Source organism: Sinomonas soli, from assembly GCF_054782415.1.
Genome location: NZ_BAAGSN010000003.1, coordinates 195,981 through 216,079 on the forward strand (window position 1 = coordinate 195,981; position 20,099 = coordinate 216,079).

At 72.7% G+C, this 20,099-nt stretch carries 17 protein-coding genes; 6 read left to right on the forward strand and 11 right to left on the reverse strand.

The window, feature by feature from the left end:
- Positions 1–25 precede the first annotated feature (25 nt).
- From ACYVKZ_RS02065 to ACYVKZ_RS02095, 7 genes are all read right to left on the reverse strand, one after another.
- On the reverse strand, positions 26–745 hold the full coding sequence (locus tag ACYVKZ_RS02065) for a GntR family transcriptional regulator (protein WP_460990360.1): 720 nt from the start codon (positions 743–745) through the stop codon (positions 26–28).
- Entirely contained in the window at positions 742–2,406 is a 1,665-nt protein-coding gene (locus ACYVKZ_RS02070; RefSeq protein WP_460990361.1) for a fumarylacetoacetate hydrolase family protein, read from the reverse strand. The genes ACYVKZ_RS02065 and ACYVKZ_RS02070 overlap by 4 nt, the downstream gene beginning before the upstream one ends.
- Positions 2,407–2,485: 79 nt before the next feature.
- The gene (locus ACYVKZ_RS02075) at positions 2,486–3,304 is read right to left on the reverse strand and encodes an alpha/beta fold hydrolase (RefSeq protein ID WP_460990577.1); all 819 of its coding nucleotides are present in this window, start codon (positions 3,302–3,304) and stop codon (positions 2,486–2,488) included.
- Between the two features lie 74 nt (positions 3,305–3,378).
- Entirely contained in the window at positions 3,379–3,708 is a 330-nt protein-coding gene (locus tag ACYVKZ_RS02080) for a biotin/lipoyl-containing protein (RefSeq protein WP_460990362.1), read from the reverse strand.
- On the reverse strand, positions 3,701–4,741 hold the full coding sequence (locus ACYVKZ_RS02085) for an alpha-ketoacid dehydrogenase subunit beta (RefSeq protein WP_460990363.1): 1,041 nt from the start codon (positions 4,739–4,741) through the stop codon (positions 3,701–3,703). Before ACYVKZ_RS02085 ends, ACYVKZ_RS02080 begins: the two co-directional genes overlap by 8 nt.
- Positions 4,734–5,690, reverse strand: coding sequence for a thiamine pyrophosphate-dependent enzyme (locus tag ACYVKZ_RS02090; protein WP_460990578.1), 957 nt, complete (start codon positions 5,688–5,690; stop codon positions 4,734–4,736). Before ACYVKZ_RS02090 ends, ACYVKZ_RS02085 begins: the two co-directional genes overlap by 8 nt.
- Positions 5,691–6,008: 318 nt before the next feature.
- A complete protein-coding gene (locus tag ACYVKZ_RS02095) occupies positions 6,009–7,466 on the reverse strand; it encodes an amino acid permease (protein ID WP_460990364.1) in 1,458 nt (485 codons plus the stop codon).
- Between the two features lie 261 nt (positions 7,467–7,727).
- Here ACYVKZ_RS02095 and ACYVKZ_RS02100 point away from each other — a divergent pair, with 261 nt between their 5' ends.
- From ACYVKZ_RS02100 to ACYVKZ_RS02125, 6 genes are all read left to right on the forward strand, one after another.
- Positions 7,728–8,198, forward strand: coding sequence for an Lrp/AsnC family transcriptional regulator (locus tag ACYVKZ_RS02100; RefSeq protein WP_310078388.1), 471 nt, complete (start codon positions 7,728–7,730; stop codon positions 8,196–8,198).
- Between the two features lie 129 nt (positions 8,199–8,327).
- Positions 8,328–9,236, forward strand: coding sequence for an NUDIX hydrolase (locus tag ACYVKZ_RS02105; RefSeq protein WP_460990365.1), 909 nt, complete (start codon positions 8,328–8,330; stop codon positions 9,234–9,236).
- Positions 9,233–10,528 (forward strand): quinolinate synthase NadA, encoded by a 1,296-nt coding sequence (gene nadA / locus ACYVKZ_RS02110; protein ID WP_460990366.1) that lies wholly within the window; start codon positions 9,233–9,235, stop codon positions 10,526–10,528. The genes ACYVKZ_RS02105 and nadA overlap by 4 nt, the downstream gene beginning before the upstream one ends.
- Entirely contained in the window at positions 10,525–12,252 is a 1,728-nt protein-coding gene (gene nadB / locus ACYVKZ_RS02115) for an L-aspartate oxidase (RefSeq protein WP_460990367.1), read from the forward strand. Before nadA ends, nadB begins: the two co-directional genes overlap by 4 nt.
- Position 12,253: 1 nt before the next feature.
- Positions 12,254–13,186: a carboxylating nicotinate-nucleotide diphosphorylase gene (gene nadC / locus ACYVKZ_RS02120; RefSeq protein WP_460990368.1), complete on the forward strand. Its 933-nt coding sequence runs from the start codon at positions 12,254–12,256 to the stop codon at positions 13,184–13,186.
- Positions 13,183–14,340, forward strand: coding sequence for a cysteine desulfurase family protein (locus ACYVKZ_RS02125; protein ID WP_460990369.1), 1,158 nt, complete (start codon positions 13,183–13,185; stop codon positions 14,338–14,340). The genes nadC and ACYVKZ_RS02125 overlap by 4 nt, the downstream gene beginning before the upstream one ends.
- Before the next feature lie 219 nt (positions 14,341–14,559).
- Here ACYVKZ_RS02125 and ACYVKZ_RS02130 read toward each other — a convergent pair whose 3' ends face one another.
- The 4 genes from ACYVKZ_RS02130 to aspA all read right to left on the reverse strand — a co-directional run bounded on the left by ACYVKZ_RS02130 (position 14,560) and on the right by aspA (position 20,048).
- Complete coding sequence (locus tag ACYVKZ_RS02130; protein ID WP_460990370.1) at positions 14,560–15,693, reverse strand: HNH endonuclease signature motif containing protein; 1,134 nt, start codon at positions 15,691–15,693, stop codon at positions 14,560–14,562.
- Between the two features lie 482 nt (positions 15,694–16,175).
- Positions 16,176–16,733 carry a GtrA family protein gene (locus ACYVKZ_RS02135; protein WP_460990371.1) on the reverse strand — a complete coding sequence of 186 codons (558 nt, stop codon included), beginning with the start codon at positions 16,731–16,733 and terminating at the stop codon, positions 16,176–16,178.
- A 189-nt stretch (positions 16,734–16,922) separates the two neighbouring features.
- Positions 16,923–18,449 (reverse strand): amino acid permease, encoded by a 1,527-nt coding sequence (locus ACYVKZ_RS02140; RefSeq protein ID WP_460990372.1) that lies wholly within the window; start codon positions 18,447–18,449, stop codon positions 16,923–16,925.
- A 111-nt stretch (positions 18,450–18,560) separates the two neighbouring features.
- Complete coding sequence (aspA, locus tag ACYVKZ_RS02145; protein ID WP_460990373.1) at positions 18,561–20,048, reverse strand: aspartate ammonia-lyase; 1,488 nt, start codon at positions 20,046–20,048, stop codon at positions 18,561–18,563.
- Positions 20,049–20,099: the final 51 nt, after the last annotated feature.

Here is a 20,099-nt window from a genome sequence, read left to right on the forward strand (position 1 = left end):
GACGCGCTGCGTCCGGGATGAGGGACTAGAGGGTCGGGAATCCGGGGTTCTCGCCCGTGTGGGCGAGGTAGGCGTCGAGGGTCGCCGAGCGGTGCCGCCGGGCGGCGAGCTCGATCTCGGCGGTGGGCGCTCCGCGCTCGATCAGCGCAAGGAGCGCCTCGTGCTCCTCGATGGACTGGCTCGCGCGCTCCGGCACGTAGCTGAACGTCGAGCCGCGCAGGGCCTTGAGCCTGTTCCAGCCGCGGTGGACGAGGTCCAGGATGTGCGGGTTCGGGCAGCGCTCGAACAGGACGGAGTGGAACTCGCGATTGAGTGCCGTGAAGGCCACGGAGTCGAAGTGCAGCGGATCCGGGGCGAGGAATTCGCGCATGCGCTCGTTGACCGCCCGAGCCGCCGCGAGGTCCTGGGCCGTCACCGCCGGCGCCGAGAGCGCCGTTGCGGCACCCTCCACGAGGCTCAGCGTCTGCATCGTGTACAGGTACTCGGTCGGGTCGATGCCGGCCACGGTGGCGCCGACGTTCCGCTCGAACGTCACGAGGCCCTCTGCCTCGAGCCGGCGCACCGCCTCGCGGACCGGGACCACCGAGACGTCCAGCTTCTCGGCGACCTGGGACAGCACGAGCCGGGCGCCGGGCGCCAGGCCGCCGCTGACGATCTGCTCGTGCAGCCACTCGTAGGCGAGCTCGGACTTGCTCGCCGCGCGCTCGCCGGGCGGGGCCGGCGCTCCGTGGGCGGGTGCGGTCACTGCTGCTCCCCGGTGCCCTGCTGCTGGGCGGGGGTGCCCTGCTGCTCGGCGAGGTACGCCTCGTACTTTGCCTTCCACTCGGCGTTCATCGGGAACAGCCCGTCCACGGGGTGGCCCTCGGCGACGCGGTCTGCGACCCAGGCCTCCATGCGCTCCTGGACCACGGCGTCCTCGGCCACCTCGGCCACGAGCGCGGGCGGGATGACCACGAGTCCGTCCTCGTCGCCCACGATCACGTCGCCCGGGACCACGGCGGCGCCGCCGCACGCGACCGTGTCGTCGACGCTCCACGGCACGTGCCGGCGCCCGAGGACGGCCGGGTGGGCGTTCGCGCCCCAGGCGGGGATCTCCATCGCGGAGACCGGACCGAAGTCGCGGATGCCGCCGTCGGTGATGACGGCCTCGGCGCCGAGGACCTGGGCGCGCAGCGCGAGGACGTCCCCGAGGGTGCCCGTGCCCTTCTCGCCCCGTGCGTCCATGACGAGGATGTCGCCGGGCCGCAGCGAGTCCACGGCGCGCTTCTGGGCGTTGTACCCGCCGCCGAACTCCTTGAAGAGGTCTTCGCGGGCCGGGATGTAGCGCAGGGTGCGGGCCGTGCCCACGACCTTGGCGCCCGGGTGGGTCGCGGTCAGGCCCTCGATGTGGCAGTTCTGCATGCCGCGCTTGCGCAGCTGCACGCTCAGGGTCGCGGTTCCGACGGACCGCAGCTTCTCGGTGAGCTCCGGGGTCAGGACGCTCGCCGGCCGCGTGTCCGCCGCGGACGCGGACGACGCCGGGTGGCCGGCGTCCGCCGCCTGCGCGCCGTCCGCGGGGCCGCCCTCAGCTGAGAGCCCCGCGGCCTCGGCCGAGCCCCAGGCGTCGATGCGGTCTGCGTCGGTGAGCTTCGGGAGCGCGCCGTAGGGCTCGAGGACGAGGCCGGAGTCGACCACCGTGTTGGTGAGCCGCCCGGTGGTGAGGGTCGCGCCGTCGGACGCCACGCCGTCGACCTCGACCTCCACGACGTCGCCCGGCCGGGCCACCGTGGCCCCAGCCGGGGTGCCGGTGAGGATGATGTCCCCGGGCTCGAGGGTCATCAGGCGCGAGAGATCGGCGACGAGCTGCGCGAACGGGAACAGGAGGGTCGCGGTCGAGTCGTCCTGGACGAGGGCGCCGTTGATCCACATCCGCACCCGCAGGCCGGCCGGGTCGAGCTCCTGGGCCGGCAGCAGGGCCGGGCCGATCGGGGCGATGCCGTCGGCGCCCTTCGAGCGCAGGTTCGAGCCCTTGTCGGGCCAGCGCAGGTCAGCGAGGCCGGCGTCGTTCGCGGCTGTCACGGACCCGACATGGGACCAGGCGTCCTCGGGGGAGACGTTGCGGGTCCGGGCCCCGATGACGAGGGCCACCTCGCCCTCGACCGTGAGGAGCTCGACGCCGCGCGGTCGGGCCAGCTCGGCGCCGTCGAGCGCGAGCGAGGTCGCGGGCTTGAGGAAGTAGGAGGGCACCGCGGGGGTGCGTCCCCGCTGCGCTGCGCGGGTCGGGTAGTTCAGGTGGACGGCGATCACCTTGCCGGCGCCCGTGATGGTGTCCTGGCGCAGCTGCTCGCGCTGTTCTGCTCGCTCCACGTGTCCCTCTCCCTTGAGTCGACAGCTCCCTGAAACGGGAACTGGATCGTATACGATCATCGTATACGATCCAGTGTGCCGTGGAACACGCGGCCCGTCAACCCCCGCCGAGGGGCGAGGAGGAGGGGCCCCCGGGTCGCTACACCTGGGCGAGGAACTCGAGGGCCGCCTGCTTGAAAGCGCGCGCCGTCACGACGTTGACGTGGTTCCGCCCCGGGACCACCACGGTCGTTGCGGTCGGCGCGAGCTCGGCGAGGACCTCGAGGGCCCCGACGCGCTCGTCCTTCTCGCCGGAGACCAGCAGGAGGGGCTGCTGGGGCACGGCCTCCGCGGCGTCGAAGGGCTCCTCCTTGATCCCCTCCACGAGGGAGAGCAGGGCGTACATGTCCGACCCCGGCGAGGCGAGGGCCATCGTGACCAGGCGTGCGGTCGAGGCGTCCTCGATCGGCGTCCCGTCGGCGAGGAAGCGCTGGGCGGCGGCGAGGTCGAACTCCGCGAGCGGATCACGGCTGCTCGGGCCGCCGAGCACGATCCGCCGTACGAGCGCGGGCTGGGTGGCCCCGAACTCCCACGCGAGCCGCGACCCGAGGGAGTAGCCGACCACGTCGAGGCCGCTCTCGGGATGGCCGGCCGCGAGGGGCCGGGCGCCGGAATCAGTGACGATCTGCAGGAGGTCGGCACGGATGCGCCCCGGGGTGTAGGAGTCGACGTCCTCGGGTGCCTGGCTCGAGCCGTGCCCGGGGAGGTCGACGGCGATCACGCGCCGCCCCGCGCCGGTCAGCGCCCCGACCCAGCCGCTCTGCTCCCAGTTGAGGGCCACGGACGAGGCGAAGCCGTGGATGAGGAGGACGGGCGGCAGCGCCGCGGGGTCCTCGGGCTCGGCGACGACCACGTGCAGGCCGGGATCGGTGCCCTCGACCGTGTGGTGCGCCGCCTGCCCAGCGTGCTGGCCTGACATCATGTGCGCCATCCTCTCCTCGTCCCCGACCGCGGCGGCTGTCCCCCTCGGGCCCGCCGGTGCCGCTCCTGTGCTCAATCCTCGTCGAGGTTGGCGCTCAGCCGCACGCGGCGCTTCGGCGCGCCCTCGGATGGCACGGTGCCGACGATGCCCGCGGTGTCGTCCGCGACCTCGAAGACGATGAGCGGCTCGCCCACCTTGATGACCTCGCCGGGCGCTCCGTGGACCTTCTTGACGACGCCGGCCTGCGGGCTCGGCAGCTCGAGGGCCGACTTCGTGGTCTCGACCTCGACCATCGGCTGGTTGCGCTCGACCTGGTCGCCCTCGGCGACGAGCCACTCGAGGACGGTGGCCTCGATGAGGCCCTCGCCGAGGTCGGGAAGGGGGAAGGAGATCTCAGCCACGCTTGTACTCCAATACTCGCTGGATGCCGAACAGGATGCGGTCGATATTCGGGATGTACTCGTCCTCCAGGTCCCCCGACGGATACGGTACGTTGAAGCCGGTGACGCGCTCAACGGGTGCCCTGAGGGTTCCGAAGCAGCGCTCCGTGATGCGCTGGGCCACCTCTGCGCCGAGGCCTGCGGTGAGGGGTGCCTCGTGGACGACGACGGCGCGCCGCGTCTTCGCCACGGACCTCGCCAGCGTGTCGGTGTCGATCGGCTTGAGCCAGCGCAGGTCGACGACCTCGATGTCGATCCCGTCCTCCGCGGCGAGCTCGGCGACCTGCAGGCACCGGGCCACCATGGCGCCCCAGGCGACGAGCGTGAGGTGGCGGCCCTCGCGGGCGATCCGCGCGCCGGTGACATCGGAGTGCCCGTCCTCCGTGACGACCTCGCCCTTCTGCCAGTAGCGTGACTTGGGCTCCATGAAGATCACCGGGTCGTCCATGCGGACGGCCGCCTTGAGCAGCGAGTACCCCTGCTGCGGGTCCGCGGGGGAGACGACCTTGAGGCCCGGCACGTGCGCGAACACGGACTCGAGGCTCTCGCCGTGGTGCTCGGGGGCGCGGATCCCGCCGAAGCTCGGCACCCGCAGCGTGACGGGCACGCGGAGGGCGCCGCGGGAGCGGTAGTGGATCCGTCCCAGCTGGGTGACGATCTGGTTCATGGCAGGGTAGGCGAAGCCGTCGAACTGGACCTCGGGCACCGGCCGGAAGCCAGCCATCGCGAGGCCGATCGACATGCCGAGGATGCCAGACTCCGCGAGCGGCGTGTCGAAGACGCGCTCGGCCCCGTGGGCGGCGGCGAGCCCGCTCGTGACGCGGAAGACGCCGCCGAGGGTGCCGACGTCCTCGCCGAGGACGAGGACCTTCGGGTCCTCGGCGAGGAGCTCGTCGAGGGCGAGGTTGAGGGCGCCCTGCAGCGAGAGCGTGCGGGACTCGTGCCGGGAGGCCGAGGCGTTGGGTGCGCCGGTGGTGGACAGGGTCTCAGGCATGCTCGGACTCCTCGCGCCACGCAGCCTTCTGCTGCAGCAGCTCGTCGGTGGGTTCGGTGAAGACGAAGTCGAACATCTCGGCGCCCGGGCGCGGGCCCAGCGCCAGGACGCCCGCGCGCACCGCCTCGGCCTCGGCGGCTCCCGCGGCGTCGGCGGCGTCGAGCTCGGCCTCGTCCGCGATGCCCTCGCCCGTCAGGCGCTCGCGCAGTCGGACCAGCGGGTCGGCGCCGCCGTCGGCACGCTCCTGGTCCAGCGTGCGGTAGCGGCCAGGGTCGTCGCTGGTGGCGTGCGGGCCCCGCCGGTAGGTCATCGCCTCGACGATCACGGGCCCGCGGCCCGCGCGGGCGTGGGCGACGGCGCGGCGGGTCGCCTCGAGCACGGCGGCCGCGTCGTTCCCGTCGACCTGGAGGGCCGGGATGCCGTAGCCGGCTCCGCGCGCGGCGACGCTGCCGCCGGCGACCTGCCGCTCGGTGGGCACCGAGATGGCCCAGCCGTTGTTCTGCACGAAGAAGACGACCGGTGCCCTGAAGACTCCGGCGAAGTTCATGGCCTCATGCACGTCGCCCTGGCTCGAGGCTCCGTCGCCGAGGTAGGTGATCGCGACGCCGGGTTCCCCCGCGAGGGTCTGGCCATGCGCCCAGCCGACCGCGTGCAGGACAGAGCCCGCGACGACGGCCTGGATCGGCGCGACGTGAGTGGCGGCGGCGTCCCAGAGCCCGCCGTGCCACGTGGCCAGATGGGTGGACATGTACTCGACCATGTCCACCCCTGCCGCGCGGGCAACGCCCAGCTCCCGGTAGGTGGGGAACGCGAAGTCCCGCGAGAGGTCCAGGGCGAGGGCCGAGGCGACCTGGGCGGCCTCCTGCCCGAGCTCGGGCGCGTAGGCGGGGAGGATGCCCTGGCGCTGCCACGCGACGGCGGCGAGGTCGAGCTGCCGGACCGCCGTCATGAGCCGGTAGAGCTCGAGGAGGTCTGCGTCGGTCACGGGGGCTGCCGAGGGAAGCTCCGGCAACGGCTCCGGGTGCGCCCCGGCGAGGCCCGCACGGCCGGAGGAGGCTTGTGCTGTCGGTGAAGTCTGCATAGCAGGACCGTACGCGGGGCGCACAGTGTGTGCAATCGATCCAAGCTCAAGCAAGCAATCTGTCTACCGTGAGGCCGCTGTGGTCTGGATCACTGCACAATGTGCAAGCGCTCTCAGGGCAGAGACGGCCGCGGGCCCGGACCACGCTGGGTGCGGGTCCGGGCCCGCGGCGGCGAGACGGCTGGATCAGCGGTCAGCGTCTCCCGTGCCCGCCAGATCCCGCGGGCTGGGCTCGCCTTCCGTGCTGGCCGCGGCCGGCTGCCCCGCCACCGCGCGGCGCCGCAGCCAGGCGCCGGCGGCGATGGCGGCGACGAGGACGAACGTGCTCAGCAGCTGGGCGCGGCTGTCCGCTCCGATGAGGCCTACCGTGAAGATCGCGGCGAGGAGCACGACGCCGAAGGCGGACAGCCACGGGAAGCCTGCCATGCGCAGGGGCAGGGCGGTGCCCGCGGCGTCGGCGCGGCGGCGCAGCACGATCTGCGAGACGAGGGCCGAACCCCAGACGATCAGGCACGTGGACCCGACGAAGTTCAGCAGCAGCGGCAGGACATGGTCGGGGAACAGGAGCTCGAGCACCGTGGCGATGAAGCCGAAGGCGACCGACGCCGCGACGGCGAGGGCCGGGACCCTGGTCTTGGTCAGCGACGTGAGGGCGCGCGGCGCCTCCCGGCGCTCGGCCAGGGAGAAGATCATCCGCGAGGCGCCGTAGAGGTTGGCGTTGAGCGCGGACAGGAGTGCGACGACGGCCACGAGGGTGATCACCGTGGCGGCACCGGGCAGGCCCGCGAGGTCGAGGACGCCGGCGAACGGGCTCTTGAGCTCGGGGGAGTTCCACGGGATCACGGCGGCGATGACGAAGATGGAGCCGATGTAGAACACGAGGATGCGCCACACCACCGTGCGGACGGCGCGGGCCACGCTGCGCGCGGGATCGCGCGTCTCGGCCGCGGCGACGGAGACGATCTCCGTGCCGCCGAAGGCGAACGCGACGACGAACAGGCCGGTCGCTATGCCGCCCATGCCGTGGGGCGCGAATCCGCCGTCGGCCGTGAAGTGGGACAGGCCCGGCGAGGCCGCGTGCGGGAGCCAGCCGAACAGGAGGGCGGCGCCCACGAGCAGGAAGATGACGATCGCGGCGACCTTGAGCAGCGCGAACCAGAACTCGAACTCGCCGAAGTTGCGAACGCCGGTGAGGTTCACGGCCGTGAAGGCGCCCATGAAGACCAGCGCCATGAGCCACACGGGCAGCGCCGGGAAGACCGTGGCCAGCAGGCCGGCGGCGCCGAGAGCCTCTGCGGCGATCACGACGACGAGCTGGCACCACCACAGCCACCCGACGGTGGCGCCGGCGACGCCGCCGAGGGCCTTGCCGGTGTAGACCGAGAACGCGCCGCTGTTGGGGTTGGCGGCCGCCATCTCGCCCAGGGCCCACATCACGATGATGATGAGGGTGCCGGCCACGAGGTAGGAGATGAGGACCGCCGGGCCGGCGGCCTGGATGCCCGCTCCCGAGCCGATGAACAGGCCGGCCCCGATGGCACTGCCGAGGCCCATCATGGTGAGCTGCCGCGGCGACATCGAGGGCCCGAGCCGCGGAGGCTGCGTCGTCGTTGACGCGGTCCCGAGGCCGTCTGACGTTTGCATAGCTGTCATTTCCGTCTTTCGGAGGATCGGTGGCCGCCGTCGCAGGATGGGCGCCGTCGGCCAGAGGACCCACTGACCATAGCGCCTTTGGCGGAGGCCTGTGTGGTGCACCTCACGCCCCTGCGCAGGATGTGCAGGAAGAGCGCACCGGGCGACGCGGAAGTTGACACAATGCGCAGTGCATGCGCGCGGGATCATCAATCTGTAGCATTCGATCTGATCCGCAGACCCTTTCGCTCCGACCCTGATCTGGAGGCCCGCATGAAGGTCGACGAGCTCGACGCCAGGATTGTCCGGCTGTTCACCGACGAGCACCGCATGAACGTGCTCGAGGCGTCGCGGATCCTCAAGGTGGCCCGTGCCACGGTCCAGGCCCGGCTCGACCGGATGGTGGCGAGCGGCGTCATCGGGCAGTGGGCTCCGCATCCGGAGCCGCGCGCCTTCGGGTTCCCCGTCGTGGCCTTCTGCTCGCTGACGATCAACCAGGACTCCGGGCACGACGCCGTCGCCGCGGCCCTCGCCGAGATCCCGGAGGTGCTCGAGGTGCACACCGTGTCGGGGGACAGTGACCTCATGGCGCGGGTCGCGGCCCGCTCCAACTCCGACCTCCAGCGCGTGCTCGACGCCGTCACCGCCACGCGCGCGGTGGTCCGTTCCTCCTCGGTGATCGTGCTCAACACCCACTTCGAGGGGCGCACTCTGCCCCTGCTCGAGGCCGCCGCGCGGAGCTGAGGCCGGCTGGCCTCTTCGCGTCACCTTTTGGTGCCGGGGCCAGTGGCGGCGTATCATGAGTTAAAGTCATTTTGACTCTAACTAGTGCGGCCACCTGTGCCGCCCTGACCTCGACGGCTGGAGGCGCGCATGAGCGGGATCTTCCCGTCCCCCGCCGCGCCGGCCGCCGTGGGCCCGCACGCCGGCGTGGGCCCGCACGCCGCCGTGGGCGCCAACGTCTCGGAGCGGGCCCAGCTGCCGCCGTCACTCGCGATCTCCACGGTGATCTTCGCCCTGACCCCGGAATCGACCCGGGGGGAGTCGGGCGGCGGCCCCACCCTGTGGATCCCGCTCGTCCGGCGGGTCAAGGAACCCTTCAAGGGCCGGTGGGCGCTCCCCGGAGGACCCCTCGCGCCGACGGAGTCCCTCGAGGACGCGGCGCGCCGCAACCTCCAGCAGACCACCGGACTCGAGCCCGAGTACCTCGAGCAGCTCTACGCGTTCGGCGGCCTCAACCGATCGAGCCGGCCCGAGCGCGGCAGCCAGCGGGTGGTCTCCATCGTGTACTGGGCGCTGGTCCGCGCCACGGAGGCCGAGCTCCTCGGCGAGGAGGATGAGAACGTCGCCTGGCACCGGGCCGACACCGCCGGCGAGCAGGATGGCGGGCTCGCGTTCGACCACCGGGAGATCGTGGACTACGCGCTCTGGCGCCTGCGCAGCAAGATCGAGTACGCCCAGATCGCCTACCACTTCCTCGGGGAGAAGTTCACCCTGGCCCAGCTGCGCGAGGTCTACGAGGCCGTGCTCGGCCGCCCGCTCGACCCCGCGAACTTCCGCCGCCAGCTCAAGGGCATGGCCGAGATCGAGCCCACCGACGAGGTCCTCGAAGGAGGCCGGCACCGTCCCCCGAGGCTCTACCGCTACACCGGGGCGCGGGGGCGGATCGACGCCACGACAGCCCCGCCGCCCCAGGCGGCACCCAGCCCAGCGGCCGCATCACCGGCCGACCCGTCCAAGACCGCACCAGCCCCAGCAGCATCCACCAGGAGCACGCCATGACCTCTGTCGCCACCGCCATCAGCCTCGTCACCCGTGCGGAGGCCGAGGCCGCCGCCGCGGGCACGTGCAGCGCCGACCTCGCGAAGGGCCCGTGGGAGTTCGACGCCGCGGAGGCGCTGCGCGGCATGCCCGCGTACGGGCCCGGTGCATCGGCCGCAGACCGTGCCCCCGCGTCGACCCCGCGCCAGGGCCAGCTGCCCGAGGAGTACAAGCAGGCGACCGAGGCGGAGCTGCACGCACGGATCATGGCCGCCAAGGAGAAGCTCGGCGACCGGGTCGTGGTCCTCGGCCACTTCTACCAGCGCGACGAGGTCGTGGAGCACGCCGACTTCGTGGGCGACTCCTTCCAGCTCGCCAACGCCGCCCTCACCCGGCCTGACGCCGAGGCGATCGTGTTCTGCGGCGTCCACTTCATGGCCGAGACCGCGGACATCCTCTCCCGCCCGGATCAGGCCGTCATCCTCCCGAACCTCGCCGCGGGCTGCTCGATGGCGGACATGGCGGACATCGACTCGGTGGAACAGGCCTGGGCGCAGCTCGAGGAGCTCTTCGGGACGGAGCCGGACGCCGAGGGCCGCGTGCCCGTCATCCCCGTGACCTACATGAACTCGTCCGCCGCCCTCAAGGGCTTCTGCGGCGAGCGCGGGGGGATCGTGTGCACGTCCTCCAACGCCGCGACGGTGCTCGAGTGGGCGTTCGAGCGTGGGCAGCGGGTGCTCTTCTTCCCGGACCAGCACCTGGGCCGCAACACCGCCAAGGCCATGGGCGTCCCGCTCGAGCAGATGCCGATGTGGAGCCCGCGGAAGCCCCTGGGAGGCAACGACCCGGCCACCCTCCGGGACTCCCGCGTGATCCTGTGGCACGGCTTCTGCTCCGTCCACAAGCGCTTCTCCGTCGCCCAGATCGAGAAGGCCCGCGCGGAGTACCCGGGCGTGCGGGTGATCGTGCACCCCGAATGCCCCATGGAGGTCGTCGATGCGGCCGACGAGTACGGGTCGACCGACTACATCCGCAAGGCGATCGCCGGGGCCACCGAGCCCACCGTGTTCGCCATCGGCACCGAGGTCAACCTCGTGAACCGGCTCGCCGCCGAGTACCCCCAGCACACGGTCTTCTGCCTCGACCCGGTGATCTGCCCCTGCTCGACCATGTACCGGATCCACCCCGGCTACCTCGCCTGGGTCCTGGAGGGCCTCGTCGAGGGCGAGGTGCGCAACCGCATCGAGGTCCCGACCGAGGTCGCCTCGACCGCGCGCGTGGCCCTCGAGCGCATGCTGGCGGCGCGGCCGTGACACCGCGGCGCGTGGGCGCGGCGGCCCCCGACGGGCTCCGGCAGCTCGTCGTGGTGGGCAGCGGTGCCGCCGGCCTCACTGCGGCGGTATCGGCCGCCGAGGCGGGGGCCGACGTCGTGCTCCTGACCAAGGCGCGCCTCGCGGACAGCAACAGCATGCTGGCCCAAGGCGGCTACGCCGCGGTCCTTCCCGAGGGGCAGCGCGCCTCCGGGGACACCGTCGCCAGCCACGTGGCGGACACCATCGCCGCCGGTGCCGGGATCGGCTCGCGCCCAGCCGTCGAACTGATGTGCAGGTCCGCCGCGGACTCCGTCACGGATCTCGTCGACCGGGGCGTCGCGTTCGATCTCGGCCCCGACGGGCGTCCCCTGCTCGGTCTCGAGGCAGCCCACTCGTTCCCCCGCATCCTGCACGCCGGCGGGGACGCGAGCGGCGCGGGGATCACCCGCGCCCTGATACGCCGCCTGCGCGCCCTCGAAGCCGAGGGGCGCGTCGCCGTGCACGAGGACGCCAGGGCCACAGAGGTCCTCCTCGACAGCGGTGCCGTCGCCGGGGTCGCCTTCACCCGTGGTGCGGACCGCAGCCCCGAGCGCGTCCGGGCCGACGCCGTGGTGCTCGCCACCGGGGGAGCGGGGCAGCTGTTCGCGCAGACGACCAACCCGGCGGTCGCGACCGGGGACGGCGTCGCCCTCGGCTTCCTGGCCGGTGCCGCGCTCCGCGACCTCGAGTTCTACCAGTTCCACCCCACGGCGCTGCAGGTCGCAGGCCCCGACGGCGCCCTGCGCTCGTCCCTCATCTCGGAGGCAGTGCGCGGAGAGGGCGCGGTGATCCGCGACGCGTCGGGGCGCCGCTTCGTCGCCGACTACCATCCGCTCGGCGAGCTCGCCCCGCGGGACGTGGTCTCCCGCGCCCTCGCGCTGCACGCCCGGGCGGGCGGCGGCCAGGCCTACCTTGATGCCACCGCGCTTGAGGGCCTCCACGGCGCCGGCTTCCTCGCGGGCCGTTTCCCGGGCCTCGACACCATGACCCGCGCCGCCGGGTTCGACTGGCGCCGGGAGCCCCTGCCCATCGGCCCCGCGGCGCACTATTGGATGGGCGGCGTCGCGACCGATCTCCACGGCGCCACGAGCGTCCCCGGCCTCTATGCCGTCGGGGAGGCCGCCTGCACCGGCGTCCACGGAGCCAACCGCCTCGCCTCGAACTCGCTGCTCGAGGGTGTCGTCTTCGCCGGGCGCGCCGTGCGGCACGCACTCTCGGCCGCTCGCTCCGGCTCCTCCCCGCGCGGGTGGGGCGGTCCGGACGTTGCCGACGCGCACCTCGTGGACGCCTTCCCGGCCGAGGACGCCCGGGCGCTCCCGGAGGAGGCGGGGCGGGCACTCGTCGCCGATGCGATGCAGGCGGACGGCGGGGTCATCCGCGACAGCAGCGGCCTCGTGCGCCTGACCCGTACGCTCCGCGGATGGACCGCCGACGACCCGGAGACCGCCCACCTGCTCCTCCTCGGACGTCTCCTTGCCGCCGCGGCGGAGGCCCGGGAGGAGTCCGTCGGGGCGCACTTCCGGCTCGACTTCCCCGACCGGCGTCTCCCCGCCCCGCTCGGCAGCTCGGCGCGAGAGGACGCGGCGCACGGGACGCCGCGTCCGGTTGTCATGCGCCGCCCGGGCGGGGCCGCCGCTACCGAGGCGCCCGCCTCCCAGCATGCACTCCTCGGAAGGACCGCCTGACATGACCCACACCGCAGAGGCCACCAGCACCGCCCGCGGCGGCGCGCCGACCGCGCCACCGCTTCCGCCCATCCCGCTGGCTCCGGGCGCCGTGCGGCGGGTGCTCGAGGCGGCGTACGCCGAGGACGCCCCGAGCGGCGACCTCACCTCCCTCCTGCTGATCCCCGCCGACGCGACCGCTACGGCCGAGCTGCGGGCCCGGGTAGCCGGCGTCTTCTCGGGCGGTCCCATCGTCGAGGCCGGCTTCAGGTTCCACGACGCCGACGCGTCCGTCGAGCTCCTCACCAGGGAGGGCGAGGCCTTCACGGCCGGCGCCGTCCTGGCCCGGGTCACCGGCAGGGCGCAGGCGATCCTCACCGCCGAACGCGTGGTGCTCAACCTCGTGCAGCGCATGAGCGCCATCGCGGCCCTCACAGCCGAGTACGTCGCGCGGACCGCCGGGACCCGAGCGCGGATCGTCGACACCCGCAAGACGACGCCGGGGCTGCGCGAGCTCGAACGGTACGCCGTGCGGTGCGGCGGCGGCCGCAACCATCGGTTCAGCCTCTCCGACGCCGTCATGGCCAAGGACAACCACCTCGCCGTGCTCACCGGCGGCGACCCCGTCAGGCTCACCGAGGCCCTCCAGGGCGTGCGCGCCCGGCTCGGGCACACGACCCACGTCGAGGTCGAGGTCGACCGCATCGAGCAGATCGAGCCCGTCCTCGCCGCCGGCGTGGACACGGTCATGCTGGACAACTTCGCACTCGAGGACCTGCGCGCGGGCGTCGAGCTCATCGGGGGCCGGGCGATTGTCGAGGCCAGCGGCGGCGTCACCCTCGGCACCGTCGCCGCCATCGCGGCCACCGGGGTCGACGTCATCTCCGTCGGGGCGCTCACCCACTCGGTGGTCAACCTCGACCTCGGCCTCGACGTGGTCATCGGCACGCCATGATCTACCTCGACGCCGCCGCCACCACCCCGGTGCGCCGCGAAGTCCTCGAGGCCATGTGGCCCTTACTCACCGGCGACTTCGGCAACGCCTCGAGCCACCACGAACTCGGGGCCCGCGCGCGCGACGCGCTCGAGGCGGCGCGCGACGAGGTGGCCGGCGTGCTCGGATGCAGGGGCGCCGAGATCACGTTCACCTCGGGCGGCACCGAGGCGGACAACCTCGCGGTGAAGGGGATCGCCCTGGCCCGGCGAGCCGCGGACCCGAGGCGGTCGCGCGTCGTCGTCAGCGCCGTCGAGCACCCGGCGGTCCTCGAGTCCGCGCGGGCCCTTGCCCGGCTGCACGGCTTCTCCGTCGACGTGCTGGCGGCCGACGACGCGGGGCGCGTCGCGCCGGAGGCGCTCGCCGCCGTCGTGGGCCCGGAGACGGCGGTCGCGTCGGTCATGTTTGCCAACAACGAGGTGGGAACGGTGCAGCCCGTTGCCGAGCTCGCTGCCGTGGCCCGCGGCGCCGCGGTGCCGTTCCACACCGACGCGGTTCAGGCTGCCGGCTGGCTGCCGCTGGACGTGCGCGCGCTCGGTGTGGACGCGCTGAGCATATCCGGGCATAAGCTCGGGGCGCCCAAGGGCGTCGGCGCGCTCTACGCCGCCGGCCGCCTCGCCCTCGAGCCCGTCCTCGATGGCGGCGGCCAGGAGCGGGGCCGGCGCTCCGGCACCGAGAACGTCGCCGGAGCCGTGGCCCTCGCCACCGCGCTGCGCCTCGCCGAGGCCGAGCGCACGACGGTGTCGGCCCGCCTCTCGTCCCTGCGCGACGCCTTCATCGCCCGCGTCCTGGAGCTCGTCCCCGACGCGATCCTGACCGGACACCCCACCGAGCGGCTGCCAGGGAGTGCCTCGTTCTGCTTCCCGCGCGTCAGCGGCGAGTCGGTGCTGCTCGAGCTCGAGCGCCGCGGCGTGGTGTGCTCGTCCGGGTCCGCGTGCGCTGCCGGGTCGAGCGAGCCCTCGTCGGTGCTGCTCGCCATGGGCATCGATCCCGAGGTCGCCCTGACGGCAGTGCGCTTCACCCTGCCCGGCACCATCGAGGCCCCGGACCTCGCCCGGGCCGCGGAGGCGGTGGAGGAGGCCTACGCCGCGGTGGTCGGCATCGCCCACCGGTAGCCGCGCCGGGAATGACGGTAGCCGCGCCGGGAATGACGGTAGCCGCGCCGGGAATGACGTTCGCCGCCCCGGGAAGGACGGCCTGCCGTTGGCGGAGCTGCGGGTGCGAGGTCGTGATCGGAACGACGTCCTCAGAGCGAACTCTGAGTCAGGACTGCGCCGTCAGGGCTGCGCCGTCAGGATTTGCGCAGTCAGGACTGCGCCGTCAGGACTGCGCCGTCAGAACGGCGGCGGAGGATCCGGTTCGGGGTAGCTGAGGTGTCTCTGCCCTGTCGGCGACGTCCACTCGAGGATCCCTGACCGGGCGGCCACCGAAGGCGAGCGGGTGGCAGCCGGCATTGCGGGAGGGGATCCCGTGGGGGCGGACGAGGCGACGCGATGCCGCGGCTCGGCCGCCGTGCCGCGGTCTCGCGCCGCACCGGCGCGGGAGGGCCCGTGCCGCGACGGGCCGAGCTGCCGGACCCTCCAGTAGCCGAGAGACTTGAGACGGTGGTGCTCGCGGCAGAGCAGGGCCAGGTTGGCCAGGTCCGTTGTGCCGCCGTCGGCCCATTCGTCGGTGTGGTCCGCCTCGGCGGCGGCCGCCGGGACATCGCATCCCGGGAAGCGGCAGGCGGCGTCGCGTGCTCCGAGCTGTCGGCGCATGGCGAGGGTCGGCGTGTAGCGCCGCCGGCCCAGCGCGACGGGGGCGCCATCGGCGGGATCGACCCACATCCGGCTCCATGTCGCGGCCTCGGCGGCCATGAGCCGCACCGCATCGGCGTCGATCGGACCGTACCCGATGATCTCGCCAGAGGCCTCCGAGTCGCCTCGCAGCGTCCCGGCCGGGACGGTGACGATGAGTTCGGTGCGGGTCCCGCCCGGCGTGCGGCAGGGGGTATCGGTCCCTGTGCCCCCTGTGCTCGGGGTTCCTCGCCCGTTCACCATCGCCGGGGCGCAGTCAGCACCCATGAGCAGGTCAGCGAAGACGTCCAGGCGGAGCTGGCCGATGCCTCGGGGCTCGGTGGGCGACTGCAGCGAGCGGGCGAGCGCCTCGAGCCTCGTGTCGATCGCCGCGCCGACCTCGAGCGGCAGGTACGCGGTGAGCCAGCACATGCCGTCCGGCGCCGGGTCCACATCGATGCGCCGGCGCGCGGCCGCTTCGCGTTTGCGGATGCTCAGCGGTTCCGTAACGTAGTCCTCCACGAGCCGGCGCAGCCCCCTGCCCAGTGCCCCCAGCGACGGGATGCGTTCCGGATCCGGTGGGCAGGCCTGCGCGAGGGCGGCGGCGAAGGCGGCACGCCGCTCGGCGGGCACGCGCAGCGCTGCCGCCACGATCGCCAGGGCGCGCCGGCGCGGAAGGCGTCCCCTCTCCATGGCCCCGAGGACGCCGCTCCAGTCCTCCGCCAGTGAGCTCGAGGGCCTCGGCGACCTGTGCCCGCGCGGTCCGCTGGGAGATCTTCAGGCCTGCGGCGACCTCCGAAGCCGCGATACTGGGGGCGTCGGCCCGGCGGACCGGGTCCAACGAATCCCCGCCCACCGAGGCCGTCAGGGCCGCGAGGACCCGGGCCCGCTCGGCGGCGAGCCGGGCCTCCTCAGCATCGAGCTCCTTGAGCGTGTCCACCAGCCGATCGGCCTGGTCCAGCCGGGCCGCCGTGCGCGCGGACGGTGCCAGCGCCGGCTCTCGGCGGTCCCGTTCCTCCCAAGCCGCCAGAAGCGAGGGAGGAGGCGTAAGAGGTTCGCCGACCGGTTCGTCAGCGGAGCAGTCGAAGCTGTCTTCCCACGCCATGGCCTCACTCTAGAAGAGGGGTCCGACACTTCTCGCAACAGGCACTCGGGCCCGGTCGCCGGGCTAGGCCTCAGGCGTTGCGGGCGCGGCGGAAGATCCAGTGGCGCAGGAGGCTGAAGCGGACCGCGGTCGCCACCCAGCCGGCGATGGTCGTGGTCCAGAGCTCTGCCACGACGCCGGCGTCGGGCTGCACCCAGTGCAGGCCCTCGAGGCTCCCCGCGGTGAGCAGCAGGGCGACGGCGAGGGCCACGAGGCCATTGAGGTGGTCCTGGGCGAGCTTCGCGGTACCCCGGACCAAGAAGGTGAAGCGGCGGTTGAGGGACGTGTTCATCACCGAGGTGATGATGAGGGCCACCGCGTTCGCGGTCTGCGCCCCGAGCCACGGACGGCACAGCGCATAGAGGGCGAGCGAGCTGAGTGTGCAGACGACGCCGACCCCGGTGAACCGAGTGAGCTGGCGGACCACGGGCACACGCCAGCTCTTCCGCAGTGACCAGCCGCGGCGCAGCGGCCGCAACCGCTGCAGGGACGCGGGAAGCATGGCCTGGACCGCCCCGCGCAGGCCCCGGGCGCTGGCCGGAGCGGAGCGGTCCACAGCGGCCTCGGGCGGGGTCTGCGGATTCTCCATGCCCTTCACCCTTTCACGCTGCGCTGTGGCTGTGCTGTGCCGTCGGTGTGACCCTTCCCACGCGGGGCAGGCCATCGTGGCGTCCGGCCGTCGGGGGGGTGCCCAGAGGCGAGGCCAGCCCCCAACAAAAGCGGGCCGACGACGGCGCGGTGCGGCGCCGTCGTCGGCCATCGCCTCGTGTGCGGGAGGCTAGTCCCGCCGGGTCCGGTTGGCGACGACAGGGGCTGCGCCGGTGAACCCGTCCCGGGCCGCGGCGATCTCGTGGATCCGCTCGCGGGAGGCGTACCAGCCGAGGACCATGAGGACGCAGGCCACGGCGGTGGCCAGGAGCGTCCACGGGGAGTCGACGAGCACCATGATGAAGACGGCGACGAGGAACACGAGCGTGACGTAGCCGGTGTAGGGGGCGCCGGGCATGCGAAACGCGGGGCGGGTGGTCCAGCCCTTCTTGGCCCAGCGGTGGAGCTGGATCTGGCAGACCACGATCGTGAACCACGTGGAGATGATGCCGACGGAGGCGACGTTGAGGACGATCTCGAAGGCGTCGGCGGGGACGAGGTAGTTCAGCGGGACGCCCAGGAGGGAGACGACGGCGGTGATGGCGATGCCGCCGTAGGGGACGCCGGCCTTGTTCATGCGCAGGGCGAACTTGGGGGCGGAGCCGGCGGCGGCCATGGAGCGCAGGATGCGCCCGGTGGAGTAGAGGCCGGCGTTGAGGGAGGACAGGGCGGCGGTGAGGACGACGAGGTTCATGATCACGTCCACGCCGCCGACGCCGATGGAGCCGAAGAACGTCACGAAGGGGCTCACGCCCTTCTGGTAGGCGGTGTAGGGCAGCAGCAGCGAGAGCAGGATCACGGAGCCGACGTAGAAGACGGCGATGCGCACCACGACCGAGTTGATGGCGCGGGGCATGATCTTCTCCGGGTTCTGGGTCTCGCCCGCGGCGGTGCCGACGAGCTCGACCGAGGCGTAGGCGAAGACGACGCCCTGCATGAGCAGGATCATCGGGGCCAGGCCCATGGGGAAGAGGCCGCCGTGGTCGGAGATGAGGGTCAGGCCGGTGGTGGCGCCGGTGGGGGTGCCGAAGAGGACGAAGTAGATGCCCAGGGCGAGGAAGGCGAGCAGGGCGGCGACCTTGATCAGGGCGAACCAGAATTCCATCTCGCCGAAGACCTTCACGGAGACCAGGTTCAGGGCCAGGACGAGCACGAGGGCGATCAGGGCCCAGGCCCACTGGGGCACTGAGGAGATCCAGGGGACGTACTTGCCGAAGAAGTGCATGTAGAGGGCCGCGGCGGTGGTGTCCACGATGGTGGTCATGGCCCAGTTGATCCAGTAGAACCAGCCGGAGATGTAGGCGGCCTTCTCGCCGAAGAACTCGCGGGCGTAGGAGACGAAGGAGCCGGAGGAGGGCCGGTGGAGGACGAGCTCGCCGAGGGCCCGGAGGATGAGGAAGACGAACGCGCCGCAGATCGCGTACGCGAACACGAGCGAGGGCCCGGCCGCGGCCAGGCGGCCGCCGGCGCCGAGGAACAGGCCGGTGCCGATCGCGCCGCCGATGGCGATCATCTGGATCTGGCGTGCCTTGAGGCCCTTGTGGTAGCCGGCATCTTCGGCATGGATCACATGGTCAGCCACATGGGCATGGCCGTGGTCCTCGAGATGATCGGCGACTTCCGTGGTGCTGGGAGGCTGGGGCTGTGAGGAGGACATGGGTCCCTTTCGGTGTCAGGGGGACGTTCCGGGGTGGGAAAGGGTGCGAGGGGAGCGTGGGGGTGCTGGCGGGCGGTGGGCCGGCCGAGCGCCCTGGACGGTGGGGCGCGCTCAGGCGCCGAGGTTGGCGAGCCGCTCCGGGCGGAGGAGCTCGTCGAGACGGTCTGCCGTGAGGAGCCCGCGCTCGAGGACGAGCTCGGCGACTCCGCGGCCGGTCGCGAGCGCCTCCTGGGCGATGGCAGTCGCCTGAGCGTACCCGAGATACGGGTTGAGCGCGGTGACGAGCCCGATGGACTGCTCGACGGTGCTGCGCAGCCGCTCCACGTTGGCGGTGATCCCGCTCACGCAGCGGTCGGCGAGCGTGTGGCACGCGGCCGTGAGGTGCGTGATGCTCTCATGCAGGCTGTGGACGATGATCGGCTCGAAGGCGTTGAGCTGCAGCTGCCCGCCCTCGGCCGCCATGGTGATGGTGACGTCGTTGCCGATCACCTCGAACGCGACCTGGTTGACCACCTCCGGGATCACCGGGTTGATCTTGCCTGGCATGATCGAGGAACCGGACTGGACCGCCGGCAGGGTGATCTCGGCGAGCCCGGCGCGCGGCCCCGAGGAGAGCAGCCGGAGGTCGTTGCAGATCTTGGAGAGCTTGACCGCAACCCGCTTGAGCACGCCGGAGAGGTGGACGAATGCGCCCATGTCCTGGGTGGCCTCGATGAGGTCGACGGCGGTCACGAGCGGCAGTCCCGTGACCTCGCCGAGGTGCCGGCAGGCGGCCTCGGCGTAGCCGGCGGGGGCGTTGAGGCCGGTGCCGATGGCCGTAGCCCCGAGGTTGATCTCGTGGATCAGGCCGGAGGCCTCGCGCAGGCGCTCGCGGTCCTCGCCGATGGTCACGGCGTAGGTCCCGAATTCCTGGCCCAGGGTCATGGGGACCGCGTCCTGGAGCTGGGTGCGCCCCATCTTCACGACCGTGCGGAACTCGCACGCCTTCGCGGCGAACGCGTCCTCGAGCGCAACGAGCGCCGCGAGAAGGTCCTCGATGCCGAACACCGTGGCGACGCGCACCGCAGTGGGGTAGACGTCGTTGGTCGACTGGCTGAGGTTGACGTGGTCGTTGGGGTGCAGGGCCGCGTAGTCGCCCTTGCGCCGTCCCAGGACCTCGAGGGCGCGGTTGGCGATGACCTCGTTGGCGTTCATGTTCGACGACGTGCCGGCGCCGCCCTGGATGACGTCCACGACGAATTCGTCGAGGAGCGAGCCGCCGAGGATCTCCTGGCAGGCGGCCTCAATCGCGTCGGACCGCTCGCCGTCGAGCAGTCCGAGTTCGCGGTTGGCCCGGGCGGCCGCGAGCTTGACCGCGGCGAGCCCCCGCACGAGATGGGGGTTGGTGGAGAGCCGGCGCCCCGTGATGGGGAAGTTCTCCACGGCGCGGAGGGTGTGCACGCCCCAGTACGCCTGGTCGGGGACGAGCCGGTCGCCCAGCAGGTCGTGCTCGGAACGGAAGCCCTCGGGCACGTCCGGGCCGAGCTCGGCGCCCGTGGGGCCCGACTGGTCGTCGCGTGCGACCGCGGCGTCTTCTGCGGCGGTGGTGGGGGAGGCCATGGTGGTGCCTTTCTGGCAGGGCGGGGTCTGGTCTGGCGGGGTCTGGTCTGG

Excerpts from the sequence above, each read along its gene's own strand:
- ACYVKZ_RS02140 (WP_460990372.1), bottom strand. The coding sequence starts at position 18,449 with ATGTCCTCCTCACAGCCCCAGCCTCCCAGCACCACGGAAGTCGCCGAT.
- nadA (WP_460990366.1), top strand. The coding sequence starts at position 9,233 with ATGACCTCTGTCGCCACCGCCATCAGCCTCGTCACCCGTGCGGAGGCC.
- ACYVKZ_RS02130 (WP_460990370.1), bottom strand. The coding sequence starts at position 15,693 with ATGGAGAGGGGACGCCTTCCGCGCCGGCGCGCCCTGGCGATCGTGGCG.
- ACYVKZ_RS02100 (WP_310078388.1), top strand. The coding sequence starts at position 7,728 with ATGAAGGTCGACGAGCTCGACGCCAGGATTGTCCGGCTGTTCACCGAC.
- ACYVKZ_RS02090 (WP_460990578.1), bottom strand. The coding sequence starts at position 5,690 with ATGACGGCGGTCCGGCAGCTCGACCTCGCCGCCGTCGCGTGGCAGCGC.
- ACYVKZ_RS02105 (WP_460990365.1), top strand. The coding sequence starts at position 8,328 with ATGAGCGGGATCTTCCCGTCCCCCGCCGCGCCGGCCGCCGTGGGCCCG.
- ACYVKZ_RS02075 (WP_460990577.1), bottom strand. The coding sequence starts at position 3,304 with ATGTCAGGCCAGCACGCTGGGCAGGCGGCGCACCACACGGTCGAGGGC.
- ACYVKZ_RS02135 (WP_460990371.1), bottom strand. The coding sequence starts at position 16,733 with ATGGAGAATCCGCAGACCCCGCCCGAGGCCGCTGTGGACCGCTCCGCT.
- ACYVKZ_RS02125 (WP_460990369.1), top strand. The coding sequence starts at position 13,183 with ATGATCTACCTCGACGCCGCCGCCACCACCCCGGTGCGCCGCGAAGTC.
- ACYVKZ_RS02070 (WP_460990361.1), bottom strand. The coding sequence starts at position 2,406 with ATGATCGTATACGATCCAGTTCCCGTTTCAGGGAGCTGTCGACTCAAG.
- ACYVKZ_RS02095 (WP_460990364.1), bottom strand. The coding sequence starts at position 7,466 with ATGCAAACGTCAGACGGCCTCGGGACCGCGTCAACGACGACGCAGCCT.
- ACYVKZ_RS02085 (WP_460990363.1), bottom strand. The coding sequence starts at position 4,741 with ATGCCTGAGACCCTGTCCACCACCGGCGCACCCAACGCCTCGGCCTCC.
- aspA (WP_460990373.1), bottom strand. The coding sequence starts at position 20,048 with ATGGCCTCCCCCACCACCGCCGCAGAAGACGCCGCGGTCGCACGCGAC.
- nadC (WP_460990368.1), top strand. The coding sequence starts at position 12,254 with ATGACCCACACCGCAGAGGCCACCAGCACCGCCCGCGGCGGCGCGCCG.